The organism is Roseisolibacter sp. H3M3-2 (assembly GCF_029211165.1).
Taxonomy (GTDB): domain Bacteria; phylum Gemmatimonadota; class Gemmatimonadetes; order Gemmatimonadales; family Gemmatimonadaceae; genus Roseisolibacter.
On record NZ_JARGEK010000117.1, the window covers coordinates 1 to 12,742 of the forward strand.

Consider the following 12,742-nt stretch of genomic DNA (forward strand, 5'->3'; position numbering starts at 1 on the left):
GGTGGATCCAGCGCGCGACGGCGTAGCCGTGGCGCGGGCCCCAGGAGAGGGTCTTGAGGATGAGGACGTCCAGCGTCCCCTGCAGGATCTCGAGGTCTTCGGCGGCGACGGTCATGTGTTTCCCATGAGACCTTAGGGGAGACACGGTGCGTCTCCTCCCCTAAAACGTCAAGGGAAGCGTACGGACCCGCCGCCGGCCGGTTTCAGCGGCGCGACTCAGCCCCCGGCCAGCGCCGCCTCCAGCGCCCGGTCGAACAGCTCCGCCGGCTGCGCCCCCGAGATCGCCAGCCGCCCGTCGAGGACGACGAACGGGACCCCCTGGATCCCCAGCCGGCGGGCCTCGCGCATGGCGCCCTGGACCTCCAGCTCCCCTTCATCGGAGTCGAGGAAGGCGAGCGCCTCCTCCCGCGGGAGCCCCCAGTGCACGGCCAGGTCGGCCAGCTGCCCCCGGTCGCTGACGTTCCGCCCCTCGGCGAAGTACGCCTGGAACAGGGCGTCGGCGGCGTCGAGCGCGCGCTCCCCCGCCCGCAGGATCAGCCGGTGCGCGTCGGCCGTGTTGGGCGCCACGGCCACCCGGTCGAACCGGAAGCGCAGCCCCTCCCCCTCGCCCGCCCGCGCGACGTGGTCGAACATGCCGGCCGCCCGCGCCTCGCCGCCGAACTTCGTCTGGACGAAGGTCGCCCAGTCGGCCCCCTCGCGCGGGAGCTGCGGCTGCAGCTGGTAGGGCCGCCACCGCGCCTCGACCGCCACCTCCGGCCGACGCGCCGCCAGCCGCGCCAGCGCCCCGCGCAGCCGCCGCTCGCCGATCCAGCACCAGGGGCAGGCGACGTCGGCCCAGACGTCGATCGCGAGAGTGCGCGTCATCGTGGCACCCGCCGCGGGCTGCGGGCTGCGGATTCGAGACCCGCAGCCCGCAGCCCGCGGCGTCCGGCGCGCGCGATCACAGCCCGGTGCCCCCCGCGCGCCCACCCCCGATCCCCCGGTCGCCCCAGCCGCCGTTGTCGCGGTCCTTCCCCCGCGCGCCGGCGTCGTCGCGGCCGGGGACGCGGTCGGGGTGCGGGTCGTCGCGCCGGTCGTCGGGGGTCGCGGCGGGGACGTGCTGCGCGCCCTCGGCCTCGTCGGGGACGCGATCCATCGGATTCGTCGGGTCGTGCTGCCGCTCGTTCGCCATGCGTGGCCTCCGTGGATGGGGCGGCCACGGGGTCGCACGATCCGCGCCTTATCTTCCGGCACCGCCACCCACGCCGACCTCCCCATGCGCCGTCCGCTCTCCGTCCCCGCCGCGCTGGCGCTCCTCGCCGCCCCCGCGCTCCTGTCCGCCCAGACGCCGTCGGCCGCCGACCGCGCGCGCGCCGAGCGGGCGCTGCGGGCCGCGCCGCTGTTCGACGGGCACAACGACCTGCCGTGGGCGATCCGCGAGGCGACCCCCAACGCCAGCGTCGAGGACGCGCGCGGCGCGTGGCGCGACTCGCTGCCGGCGGCGGTCGACGCCGCGTCGTACGACATCCGCGGGCGCGCCAGGGGGCACACCGACCTGCCGCGGCTCCGCCAGGGGCTGGTCGGCGCGCAGTTCTGGTCGGTCTACATCCCGGGCGAGGGCGCGGGGCCGACGTACACGCGCCGCGGGCGCGTGGCCAGCGCGCCCGGGTACGCGCGCGTGCAGCTCGAGCAGATCGACGTCGCGCGCCGCGTGGTCGAGCGCCACGCCGACCGCCTGCACCTCAGCACGCGCGCCGCCGACGTCGCCGCCGCGCGCCGCGCCGGGAAGATCGCCTCCTTCCTCGGCATGGAGGGCGGCCACGCGATCGAGAACTCGCTGGGCGCGCTGCGCGCCTTCTACGACCTCGGCGTGCGCTACATGACGCTCACCCACAACGTCACCCTCGACTGGGCCGACGCCGCGGCCGACAGCGCGCGCCACGGCGGGCTCACCGACTTCGGGCGCGACGTGGTGCGCGAGATGAACCGCCTCGGCATGCTCGTCGACCTGTCGCACGTGTCGCCGGGGACGATGAGCGACGCGCTCGACGTGGCGCAGGCGCCGGTGATCTTCTCGCACTCGTCGGCGCGCGCGATCGCCGACCACCCGCGCAACGTCCCCGACTCGATCCTCGCCCGCCTGCCGCGCAACGGCGGCGTGGTCATGGTGACGTTCGTGCCGGGCTTCGTGTCCCCCGAGCTGGTCGCGCTCGACCGCGCCCGCAACGCGGAGATCGCGCGGCTGCGCGCGGCCAACCCCGACACCGCGGCGCAGCGCGCCGGCCTCGCGGCGTGGGACCGCGACCACCCGCGCCCGCGCGCCACGCTCGCGCAGGTGGCCGACCACATCGAGCACGTGCGCAAGGTCGCGGGCGTCGACCACGTCGGCGTCGGCGGCGACTTCGACGGGATCAGCGAGACGGTGCAGGGGCTGGAGGACGTCTCGACCTACCCGGCGCTGTTCGCCGAGCTGGCGCGCCGCGGGTGGAGCGAGGCGGAGCTGCGGAAGCTGGCGGGGGAGAATGTGATTCGGGCGCTGCGCGGGGCGGAAGCGACGGCCGCTCGGCTTCAGAAGACTTCGCGCGCGCCGAAGGCCTGAACAGCGGGAGTCGCTACTGCGGGAGTCGAAACAGCGGGAGTCGTGACGGCGCAGTGCGCTTCAACGACTCCCGCTGTTTCGACTCCCGCCATGACGACTCCCGTCGTCGTCGTTCCCGCCTCACTTCGGCGTCAGCACCTTCAGCCCCACGATCCCCGCCACGATCAGCCCGATGCACGCCAGGCGCGCCGCCGTCGCCGGCTCGCGGAACAGCACGATCCCCAGCGCCGCCGTGCCCACCGTGCCGATCCCGGTCCACACCGCGTAGGCCGTGCCCAGCGGGAGCGTGCGCAGCGCGACGCCGAGCAGCGCCATGCTGAGCGCGAGCGCGACGGCGACGCCGACCGACGGCCAGAGGCGCGTGAAGCCCTCGGCGTACTTGAGCCCCACGGCCCACCCGACCTCGAACAGGCCGGCGACGAACAGGATGAACCACGCCACGTGCACCTCCCTCGGCAGGCGTCGCGTGGAAGGTAGCGGCGCGGCGCGCGGTCAGGCGGGGACGTAGACCAGCCGCAGCACGTCGTCGCCGACGCGGTCGTGCGCCACGAGGCGGAGCGGCGGCCGGGGGCCGGCGAAGTACGGCTTGCCCTGGCCGATCACGACCGGGTGCACGTACAGGCGGTACTCGTCGATCAGGCCGAGCGCCGTGAGCGACTGCGCCAGCTCCGGGCCGGCGACCTCGATCTCCCCGTCGCGCTCGGCCTTCAGCGCGCGGATCGCGCCGTCCAGGTCGTCCCCGACGAGCGTCGCGTTGGGACCGACCGACGGCCGCGAGCGCGAGACGACCCACTTCTGCTGCTTCCGCCACGCCGCCGCGAACGCGCGCTCGTCCGCGCCCCACTCGGGGTGGTCGTCGTCCCAGTAGCGCATGGTCTCGTACATCTTCCGGCCGTACACGCTCCCCGTCTGCCCCCGCGCCTCGTCCACGAAGTGGCGGAAGAGCGTGGGGCTCGGCGTCGAGGCGCCGAGGTCCACGTAGCCGTCCAGCGTCAGGTTCATCCCGAACACGAGCCTCGCCATGCCTGCGTCCCCTCCGTGCGTGTGATCCGAGTGGTTGGTGGGTGAGACCGTGATCCCCTACCGTACCGCATGCCCTCCGACCGCGACACCGCCGGCGTGATCGCCCCGCCGCCGCTGCTCTACCTCGGCACGCTCGGCGCCGCGCTGCTCGTCGAGCGCGTGCTCTGGCGCCCCCTGCCCACGGGACTCGCGTGGGGCGCGCGGGCGACGCTCGCGCTCGTGCTGCTCGCCGTCGCCGTCGCGCTGCTGGTCGGGGCGCTCGGGGGCTTCCGCGCGGCGCGCACGCCGCCGGAGCCGTGGAAGGCGACCCGGGCGATCGTCGACACCGGCGTGTACGCGCGGACGCGCAACCCGATGTACCTCGCGTTCGCGCTGGTCTACCTCGCGCTCGCGCTGGCGCTCGACAGCGGGACGGCGCTGCTGGGCGTCGTCCCTCTGCTGGCGCTGGTGCAGTGGGGGGTCGTCCGGCGCGAGGAGCGCTACCTCGACGCGCGGTTCGGCGACGAGTACCGCGCCTACCGCGCGCGCGTGCGGCGCTGGCTCTGACGCGTCAGCGCGCGGCGGCCGGCGCGTCCTCCCCGGCGTAGGCGCGCTGCAGCGCGGCCCAGTCGAGCTTCTTCATCTGCAGCATCGCGTTCATCGCGCGCTCCGACGCCGGCGTCGGGTGCTCGGGGACCATGTCGGCGAAGCCGCGCGGGACGATCTGCCACGACAGCCCCCAGCGGTCGGCGAGCCACCCGCACTGCTGCGCGTCCGGGTCGCCGCCCTCGCCCAGGCGCTCCCAGTAGTGGTCGATCTCGGCCTGCGAGTCGCAGTGCACCTCCAGCGACACGGCCGGGGTGAACTTGAACATCGGCCCGCCGTTGAGCGCGATCATCGGCGTCCCGTCGAGCTCGAACTCGACCGCCATCACCGACCCCGGCGCGCGGCCGTGGATCTCCTGCCCGGCCGTCCCGTAGCGCGCGACCTTCACGACGCGCGAGTTCGGGAAGATCGAGACGTAGCGGTCGACGGCCTCCTCGGCGTCCGAGTCGAACCAGAGGGACGGGCGGATGCGGGCGCTGACGGACATCGGGGGCTCCGGCATGGGGGGAGGTGAGGTGGGCGCTGCTCACCCCCTTGGACGGGCGGGGGCTCCGGGAATCATCGGTCGCGCCTCACGGCAGGAACTCCCGCACCGCCCGCTCCAGCGCCCCGTTCGTCCAGTCGTTGAGGATGGCGAAGCCGGCCACGACCAGGAACACCGCGAACAGCGCGTTGCGCGCCGAGCGCGCCCACCGCGCCCGCGCCGACTTCCCGCTCCACGCGCGGTCGGCGTTGAGGGCGCGCACCCGGTCGGCGAAGTGCGGGTCGCGGAACGTGTACAGGTGGTGCTCGGGCTCGAACAGCTCGGCGCGGTCGTCGCTGAAGTTCGCCGCCGCGAGCACCGACGTCGGCGGCTGCAGGAACACCGCGTGGTCGCCGCCGAGCACCCGCGCGCGCCGCACGTAGGCGTCGGCGCCCCCCGACGCGTCGGCGGCCACGAGGTCGTGCCGCGCGCGGTTCACCAGCGCGAGGAAGCCGAGCAGGCAGAAGCCGAAGAAGCCGACGATCCCCGCCGCCATCGCGAGCCCCCAGTTCCACTCCCCCGACGGCAGGCGCGGCGCGAGCCCGCCCGGCTCGAGCACCGAGCGGGTGGCCGGGGCGAGGACCACCGGGATCATCCAGAGGATCACCCCGATCGGGATCACGTACGGGAGGACGCGCACCACGAACTGCCAGCGCAGCTTCGCCACCGCCGCCGGGTCGATCGGCGGCAGCTCGGCGACGTGTGCGGCGCGGCACGGGTCGCAGAACGGCACGTCGAGGCGCGGGTGCAGCCAGCGCGTCGGCCGGTTGCGCGAGGTGCGCCGGAAGCGCTTCTCGACGCGCAGGGTGCCGCGGGCGTCGGCGCCGCAGTTGGCGCACAGCGGGGGGAGCTTCACCGCGCCCACCGGCCCGGTGAGGCGGATGCGGGAGGGCTCGGCGGGCGCTGGCGGCCCGAACGGCCCGGCGGCGGGCGTCGTCGCGAGGTCCATGGCGCGAAGGTACGTCCGGCCGGACGGGCCGGCGAGCACGGGCGTGGGCGTCCGCACTTCCGGGCGCGCGTGCACGGGCGTAGCGTGGGGCGTCCCACCGCCCCCTCCCCCCGCACCGCCGCCGCCCATGTCGACCTCGCGCCGCTCCTTCCTCCGCACGCTCGGCCTGTCGGGGGCCGGCTTCGCCTCCGCGTCGCTGATCGGCGCCCGCGGCCGCGAGGCGTTCGCCGCCGAGCTGCGCGGCGCCGGGCTCCTGGCCGACGGGATGGGGTGGGCGCCGGGGCGCGAGATCCGCATCAGCAGCAACGAGAACCCGCGCGGCCCGTCGGAGGCGTCGCTGCGGGCGATCCGCGACGCGCTGAGCAGCGGGTCGCGCTACCCGTTCGGCCCCGCGTCGGCGCTGCGCGAGGCGGTGGCCAAGTCGCACGGCGTGAAGGTCGAGAACGTGCTGCTCGGCTGCGGCTCGACCGAGATCCTGCGCATGGCGGTCGACGCCTACTGCTCGCCGGCGCGCCCGCTGGTGACCGCGGCGCCGACGTTCGAGGAGGCGGCGAGCCGCGCGGCGACCATCGGCGCGCCGGTGCGCGCGATCCCGGTCGACGCCGCGCTCAAGCTCGACCTGGACAAGATGCGCGCGGCCGCGCCGGGGTCGGGGCTGGTGTTCGTGAACAACCCGAACAACCCGACCGGCACCGTGCACCCGGCGAAGGTGATCGAGGAGCTGGTGCGCGGCGTCCTGCGCGAGTCGCCGGACAGCTACGTGATGGTGGACGAGGCGTACCACGAGTACGCCGACGACGCGACGTACGCGACGGCGATCCCGCTGGCGCTCGAGCTGCCGCACGTCGTGGTGGCGCGCACCTTCTCGAAGGCGTACGGCCTCGCCGGGCTGCGCGTGGGCTACGCGATCGGGCGCCCCGACACGCTGGCGCTGATGGCGCGCCACCAGCTCGGGATCAACGTCAACGTGCTCGGCGCCGCCGCGGCGCTGGGCGCGCTGGAGGACAAGGACCTGGTGGCGCGCGAGCAGCGGCTCAACCGCGAGGCGCGCGCGTACACGGCCAAGTTCTTCCAGGACGCCGGCTACACGGTGGCGCCGTCGGCCGCGAACTTCCTGATGGTCGACATCCGGCGCGACCCGAAGGGGTTCGCCGACGCGGCGCGCAAGATGGACGTGCTGGTCGGGCGCCCGTTCCCGCCGCTCAAGACGCACCTGCGCGTGTCGGTCGGCACGATGGACGAGATGCGCGCCGCGACCGAGGTGTTCAAGAAGGTGCTGGCCGCCCCCGTCGCGGCGGATGCCTGACGGGGCCGCGGCGGCCGCGGCGCGGGCGACCGCGGAGCGGCTGCCGGTCGAGTTCTTCGCGCGCGTGTGGGCGCCCCCGCACGACCTCGACGCCATCGACGAGCTGATGACGGAGGACTACGTCATCACGTCGGGCGGGCGGGTCGTGCGGGGGCGCGCCGCGTTCAAGGCGTGGGTGCGCGAGTTCCAGGCGGTGCTGCGCGACGCCACGAACGAGACGCTCGACGTGTTCGCCGACGCGGAGGGGACGCGCGTCGTGTCGCGGTGGGTGTGCCGCGGGCGGAACGCCGGGATCTTCGGGCTGCCGCCCGACGGGCGCCCCGTCGAGTTCAGCGGGATCGCGATCTGGCGGGTGCGCGACGGCCGCCTCGCCGAGTGCTGGGTGGAGCGCGCGGCGTGGGAGGCCCACCGCGCGCTCGCGACCAGCCCGGCCTAGCTCACGCCCGCTCGGCGGCGACGACCGCGTCGAGCTTGTCGAACGACCCCGTCCACCCCTGGGTCATCCCGGCGCGCGCCTCGGCGAAGGCGGCGACCTCCTCGGGCGTCGCCGACGCGTCCGGCTGCCAGCGCACCGTGACCCGCGTCCGCGACGGGCCCTCCTCGGTGAGGCGCACCGTCGTGTGCATGTAGGCCGGCCACAGCGGCGCCATCGGGTGGCGCGACAGGTTCTCCTGCGCATCCGTGAAGGACTGCGTGTACTGCAGGAGGTGCGGCCGCTCGATGCGCGTGTACGCGATCTTGCCGTACATCGTGAAGTCGCCGTTCCCCATCGAGAAGAAGCCCTCGCCGCCGGCGCGGACGTCCACGCGGTGGAACTCCATCGTCATCCCGGTGGGCGGCAGCCACTTCGCGAAGTGCTCCGGGTCGGTCCACAGGTCGAACATCGTGGCCACGTCCGTCTCGAAGCTGCGGTTGATCACGAAGACGTCGACGTCCGACGTCTGCCGCTCGAGGAACTCGGCGAGGCGGTCCCACGTGCCGTTGCCGCCGGCCGCCTTGACGAACGCGCGCGTCTGCTCCGCGGCCTCCGCCGACTCGAGCGTCATGCGCAGGTCGAGCTCGGTCCTCCCGCCGAGGTCCGTGAAGGTCGCGGTCACGCGGAACAGCGGCTTCGCGTCGGCCGACGTCGCGCCGTGGTCGTAGACGAGCCGCGCGCGCGGCTCCACCTCGTGGTAGCGCGTGAAGTTCGGCCAGTCCTTCCCGTCGGGGCCGTGCATCGTGTACGCCCAGGAGCCGCCGGGGCGCAGGTCCTTGGCGTGCGTCGTCAGCGAGAACCCGCGCGGCCCCCACCAGCGCCCCACGTGCTCGTCCCGCGTCCACGCGTCCCACACGAGGGCGACGGGCGCGTCGTACACGCGGGTGATGCGGATCTCGTTGGCGGCTTCGTACGGGCTAGCGGTCGCGGTGGTCATCGGCGGGGTCCGGTCGGGTGGGGGTGGTGATCGACTTCAGGTAGTCGCCGAGGCGATCGAGGCTGGCCTCCATGTGCGCGCGGTACTCCTCCATCCACGCGTCCACGTCGCGGAGCGGCGCCGTGTTGAGCGTGCACGGCCGCCACTGCGCGTCGCGCCCCTTCGTGACGAGCCCGGCCCGCTCCAGCACCTTGAGGTGCTTGGTGACGGCCGGCAGCGTCATGCGCCCCAGGAACGGCTCCGCCAGCTGCCCCACGCTCGCCTCCCCGTCCCGCAGCCGGGCCAGGATGGCCCGTCGGGTCGGGTCGGCGAGCGCCGAGAAGGTGAGCGAGAGGGCGTCCGGCATTGAAAACCTACAGGTTAATTATCCAGGTGGTAAAGTACGGGAGAGGCGGAGCCGCGCAACCCCCACGGCCGCGCCGCCTCAGAGGTCGACGCCGGCGACGCGGAACGGCAGCACCGGGAACGCCTTCCGCGCGCGCTCGGCGGCCGCGACGTCGACCTCGCCCACCACGACCACGTCCTGCTGCTCGCCGGCGTCAGCCACCACGGTGCCGTCGGGGGCGACGACGCACGAGCCGCCGGCGTACACCGAGCCGTCGCCCGCGCCCGACGGGCCGACGCGGTTGCACAGCGCCAGCCACGCCTGGTTCTCGGCGGCGCGGGCGCGGGCGAGCAGGCGCAGCGTCTCGCCGCGCGGGTGCGGCCACTCCGACACGCACAGGAACAGCGTCGCCCCGTCGGCGGCGTCGCGGCGGTACTGCTCGGGGAAGCGCAGGTCGAAGCAGATGCTGAGCGCCGCGTCGGCGGCGGCGTCGCCGCGCCCGACGCGGGTGCGCACGCGCGCCGTGCCGCCGACCATGCGCTCCGGCTCCCCGAGCGGCGGGAAGAGGTGCGCCTTGTCGTAGGTCACGACCGCCGACGACGGCGCGGGGCCGCGCGGCGCGACGAGGTGCAGCCGGTTGGCGATCCCGCCGCCGGCGGTGGCGGCGACCATGCTGCCGCCGACCCACGCGTTGCGCGCGTCGGCCAGCGCCTGCATGACCTCGAGCGCGCGCGGGGTCGCGTCGCGCGCCGCGTCCGGCCACGCGTCGTGCGCGTAGCCGGTGGTGAACAGCTCGGGGAGCAGGTAGACGTCGGCGTCGGGGGCGCCGCGCACCAGCGCGTCGGCGCGGGCGACGTTGGCCGCCGGGTCGCCGTCGGCCACGGTCATCTGCACGAGCGCGACGCGCAGCCCGGCGCCCGCGTCGCCGACGGCGGTCGCGACGGGAGCGCCGCGGGGGCCGCCGCCGGCACGCTCCCGCCGAGCAGCGCGCCGCGCGCCGCCGGCGCGCCGCCGCGCACCATCTCGGTGGCGCAGCTGTAGGCGAAGCGGATCGCGTCCTTGCACTGGTGCCCGAACGCGTCGCCGGGCGCGCTGCCGATCCCCGCCTCGGCGAGGCGGCCCGACAGCTCGTCGGCGTCGCGCACGCCGAGGCGCGCGTAGACCGACGGGTCGAGCTCGCACCACAGGTAGAAGCCGCCGCCCGGCGCGAACGGGCGCACCCCGTCGATCCCGGTCAGCGCCTCGAGCATCAGGTCGCGGCGCAGCGCGTACTCCGCGCGCATCGCGTCGAGGTGGTCGCGCGGCCCCTCGAGGGCGGCGGTGGCGGCCCACTGCGCGACGCTGTTCACGCCGTTGATGGAGCAGCGCAGCACCTTCGGGATGCGGTCGCGCAGCGCCGCCGCGGTGGTGACCGTGTAGCCGACGCGCAGCCCGCTCATCGCGTGGCTCTTGGAGAACGACCAGAGGCTCACCATGCGGTCGGCGACGCCCGGGACGTGGCGCTGCGCGAGGGCGAGCAGCGAGTGGTGCCGGTGGGGCGCGTAGATCACGTCCTCGTACGCCTCGTCGCTGACCACCCACAGCCCGCGCTCGTCGGCGAGGCGGAGGATGGCGAGCAGCCGCTCGCGGTCGCTCACCGCGCCCGTCGGGTTGTGCGGCGTGTTGACGAAGATCGCCTTGGTGCGCAGGGTGACCGCGCGCGCGATGGCGTCGGGGTCGTAGGCGAAGCCGTCGGCCGCGCGCAGCGGCACGCCCACCGCGACGCCGCCGGCGAGGCGCACGTTCTCGGCGACCTCGGTCCACATGGGGTCGGGGAGGATCACCTCGTCGCCGGCGTCGAGCAGCGCGGTGAAGGTCACGAACAGCCCGTGCATCGAGCCGTTGGTGACGTACGCGCAGTCGTCGTCGGGGAGCGCGATGCCGTTGACGCGCTCGAGCTTGCGCCCGATCGCGGCGCGCAGCGCGGGGATGCCGCTGTTGGGCGGGTAGTGCGTCTGGCCGCGCGCGGCGGCGTCGGCGATCGCGGCGACGACGTGCGGCGCCGGCGCGAAGCTCGGGTCCCCGGACTCGAAGCGGTAGACCGTGCGGCCGGCGGCCTGCGCCTGCAGCAGCCGCTCGCGGATCTGGACGATCTTGCCGAGCGACAGGTGGTCGAGCACGTGCGACGACATGGCGGGTCCGGGCGGGAGGTGGTCGGGCGCGGGCGGACGCCGCAACATATCACGGGCGGACGCGCGCGTGTGTGTGCGGCCTCGCGCGCGCATTCGTACATTCGACGAACCAAAACACGGCCCCCGACCACATGACCGACGTGCCCGGCGCCCGCGCGCCGTCGCCCGCGCGCGCCTGGCGCGCCGCGGCCCTCGCCCTGTTCGCGGCGCTCGCGCTGGGGCTCGTCACGCGCGCCGTGTTCGCGCGCGCCTACCCGCTGGTCGACGTCGGGCTGCGCCTCGGGCGCGAGGAGGTGATGGCGCGCGCGCGCGCGCTCGCCGCGCGCGACGGGCTCGCCGCGCCGTCGGCGCGCGCCGCCGCGCGCTTCGCCAGCGACGAGGGACTCGCCACCTACGTCGACCTGGCGGCCGGCGGCCGCGACGCGGTGCGCGCGCTCGCCGCCGCCGCCGTCGTCGCGCTCTACGCGTGGGACGTGCGCCTGTTCGTCCCCGGCGACCCGCGCCAGGCGGTCGTGCGCTTCGCCCCCGACGGGCGCCCCGTCGGCGTGCTGCGCTCGCTCGCCGAGACCGACGCGCGCCCCGCGGTCGACGAGGGCGCGGGGCGCGTCGCCGCCGACTCGGCGCTCGCGCGGTGGGGCGGCGGCCTCCCGATCTCGGCGTGGCGCTTCACGGCGGCGTCCTACACCACGCAGCCGCGCAGCGGGCGCGTCGACCGCACGTACCGCTACACGCGCGCCGGCCGCGCCGTCGGCGGCGCCCCCGTGCGCGCCGAGGTCGTGGTCACCGGCGCCGACACGTCGCGCGGGGTCGGAGGCGCCGAGGTGCTCGGCGTGCGCTCCTTCGTCGACGTCCCCGAGACGTGGACGCGCCGCTACGGCGAGATGCGCGCGTCGAACGACCTGTACGCGAACCTGTCGACGCCCGGGGTCCTCGTCTTCTTCGCCGGCGCGCTGCTGGCGCTGGTGCGGCTGCGCGACCAGGTGCGCTGGCGCCCCGCGCTCGCCGTGGGCGCGCTGGTGGGCGTCCTCATGATGCTCTCGGCGCTCAACGCGATCCCGCTCGGCTGGTTCGGCTACGACACCGCGACGCCGACGGGGAGCTTCCTCGCGCTCAACGTCATCGGCGCCGTCGCGGCCGGGGTGGCGACGACGCTGTTCGTCGGCGGGAGCGTGGCCGCCGCCGAGCTGCTGACGCGCCGCGCGTTCCCGCACCAGGCCGACTGGTACGGCTTCGTGCGCCACCGCGGCACCGGAGAGGTCGCGGCGCACGTCGTCGGCGGCTACGCGCTCGCCGCGCTCGGCTTCGCCTACGTGTCGCTGTTCTACCTCGCGACGCGCACGACGCTCGGCTGGTGGGTCCCGACGGGCTCGCTCGACGACCCGAACCAGATCGCGACGCCGCTGCCGTGGGTGAGCGCGATCGGCACGGCGCTGTTCGCCGGCGTGTGGGAGGAGGCGGTGTTCCGCGCCGTCCCGCTCGCGCTGCTGTCGCTGTGGGTCGGCCGCCGCCCGTCGCGCCGCTGGTGGATGGCGCTCGGCGTCGTCGTCACGGCGCTGGTGTTCGGCTTCGGCCATGCCAACTACCCGTCGTGGCCCGCCTACTCGCGCGGCGTCGAGCTGTTCCTTGAGGCGGCGTTCTGGGCGGTGCTCTACCTGACCGCCGGCCTCCCGATCACGATCGTGGGGCACGTGCTGTACGACCTGGCGTGGTTCGGGCTGTTCGCGCTGCACGGCGAGGGGGCGGCGTACCGCACGACGGCGGCCGTCGTCATCGGGGCCGGGCTCCTCCCCGCGCTGCTGGTGGCGCAGGGGGCGCTGGCGTGGCGCCACGCGCGCGCAGCGGGCCGCGCCCCTGCCGAGGTGCCGCCGCG

Annotated in this window: 15 protein-coding genes; 5 read left to right on the forward strand and 10 right to left on the reverse strand. The window is 75.3% G+C overall.

All coding sequences use genetic code 11. The annotated features are described in order from the left end of the window. Nucleotides 1–216: 216 nt before the first annotated feature. Together PYV61_RS11545 and PYV61_RS11550 are read right to left on the reverse strand one after the other, a co-directional pair. Entirely contained in the window at nt 217–864 is a 648-nt protein-coding gene (locus PYV61_RS11545; RefSeq protein ID WP_275831565.1) for a DsbA family oxidoreductase, read from the reverse strand. 76 nt (nt 865–940) lie between these two features. After that, nucleotides 941–1,171, reverse strand: coding sequence for a hypothetical protein (locus tag PYV61_RS11550; RefSeq protein WP_275831568.1), 231 nt, complete (start codon nt 1,169–1,171; stop codon nt 941–943). A gap of 84 nt (nt 1,172–1,255) precedes the next feature. Here PYV61_RS11550 and PYV61_RS11555 point away from each other — a divergent pair, with 84 nt between their 5' ends. Then, entirely contained in the window at nt 1,256–2,578 is a 1,323-nt protein-coding gene (locus PYV61_RS11555; protein ID WP_275831570.1) for a dipeptidase, read from the forward strand. 120 nt (nt 2,579–2,698) lie between these two features. Here PYV61_RS11555 and sugE read toward each other — a convergent pair whose 3' ends face one another. Then, nucleotides 2,699–3,019 (reverse strand): quaternary ammonium compound efflux SMR transporter SugE, encoded by a 321-nt coding sequence (sugE, locus tag PYV61_RS11560; RefSeq protein WP_275831572.1) that lies wholly within the window; start codon nt 3,017–3,019, stop codon nt 2,699–2,701. A gap of 51 nt (nt 3,020–3,070) precedes the next feature. Further along, the gene (locus tag PYV61_RS11565) at nt 3,071–3,601 is read right to left on the reverse strand and encodes a dihydrofolate reductase family protein (protein ID WP_275831574.1); all 531 of its coding nucleotides are present in this window, start codon (nt 3,599–3,601) and stop codon (nt 3,071–3,073) included. A gap of 69 nt (nt 3,602–3,670) precedes the next feature. On the opposite strand from PYV61_RS11565, the gene PYV61_RS11570 reads away from it, so the two are divergent. After that, nucleotides 3,671–4,147 carry a methyltransferase gene (locus tag PYV61_RS11570; protein WP_275831576.1) on the forward strand — a complete coding sequence of 159 codons (477 nt, stop codon included), beginning with the start codon at nt 3,671–3,673 and terminating at the stop codon, nt 4,145–4,147. Between the two features lie 4 nt (nt 4,148–4,151). Here the strand turns inward: PYV61_RS11570 and PYV61_RS11575 are convergent, their stop codons facing one another. Both PYV61_RS11575 and PYV61_RS11580 read right to left on the reverse strand, forming a co-directional pair. After that, a complete protein-coding gene (locus PYV61_RS11575; RefSeq protein WP_275831578.1) occupies nt 4,152–4,673 on the reverse strand; it encodes a VOC family protein in 522 nt (173 codons plus the stop codon). A gap of 85 nt (nt 4,674–4,758) precedes the next feature. Next, entirely contained in the window at nt 4,759–5,658 is a 900-nt protein-coding gene (locus PYV61_RS11580; protein ID WP_275831580.1) for a hypothetical protein, read from the reverse strand. 127 nt (nt 5,659–5,785) lie between these two features. Between PYV61_RS11580 and PYV61_RS11585 the strand changes: the two genes are divergently transcribed. Together PYV61_RS11585 and PYV61_RS11590 are read left to right on the forward strand one after the other, a co-directional pair. After that, nucleotides 5,786–6,964 carry an aminotransferase class I/II-fold pyridoxal phosphate-dependent enzyme gene (locus PYV61_RS11585; protein WP_275831582.1) on the forward strand — a complete coding sequence of 393 codons (1,179 nt, stop codon included), beginning with the start codon at nt 5,786–5,788 and terminating at the stop codon, nt 6,962–6,964. After that, nucleotides 6,957–7,400, forward strand: coding sequence for a nuclear transport factor 2 family protein (locus PYV61_RS11590; RefSeq protein ID WP_275831584.1), 444 nt, complete (start codon nt 6,957–6,959; stop codon nt 7,398–7,400). The genes PYV61_RS11585 and PYV61_RS11590 overlap by 8 nt, the downstream gene beginning before the upstream one ends. Before the next feature lies 1 nt (nt 7,401). Here the strand turns inward: PYV61_RS11590 and PYV61_RS11595 are convergent, their stop codons facing one another. The 4 genes from PYV61_RS11595 to PYV61_RS11610 form a co-directional block, all read right to left on the reverse strand. Next, a complete protein-coding gene (locus PYV61_RS11595) occupies nt 7,402–8,376 on the reverse strand; it encodes an SRPBCC family protein (RefSeq protein WP_275831586.1) in 975 nt (324 codons plus the stop codon). Continuing rightward, entirely contained in the window at nt 8,357–8,722 is a 366-nt protein-coding gene (locus tag PYV61_RS11600) for a metalloregulator ArsR/SmtB family transcription factor (protein WP_275831588.1), read from the reverse strand. The genes PYV61_RS11595 and PYV61_RS11600 overlap by 20 nt, the downstream gene beginning before the upstream one ends. A gap of 78 nt (nt 8,723–8,800) precedes the next feature. After that, entirely contained in the window at nt 8,801–9,589 is a 789-nt protein-coding gene (locus tag PYV61_RS11605) for a nitrilase-related carbon-nitrogen hydrolase (RefSeq protein WP_275831590.1), read from the reverse strand. Beyond that, on the reverse strand, nt 9,586–10,872 hold the full coding sequence (locus PYV61_RS11610; RefSeq protein WP_275831592.1) for a pyridoxal phosphate-dependent aminotransferase: 1,287 nt from the start codon (nt 10,870–10,872) through the stop codon (nt 9,586–9,588). Before PYV61_RS11610 ends, PYV61_RS11605 begins: the two co-directional genes overlap by 4 nt. A 131-nt stretch (nt 10,873–11,003) precedes the next feature. Here PYV61_RS11610 and PYV61_RS11615 point away from each other — a divergent pair. Next, on the forward strand, nt 11,004–12,742 hold a 1,739-nt coding region (locus tag PYV61_RS11615; RefSeq protein WP_275831594.1), incomplete at its 3' end, for a CPBP family intramembrane glutamic endopeptidase.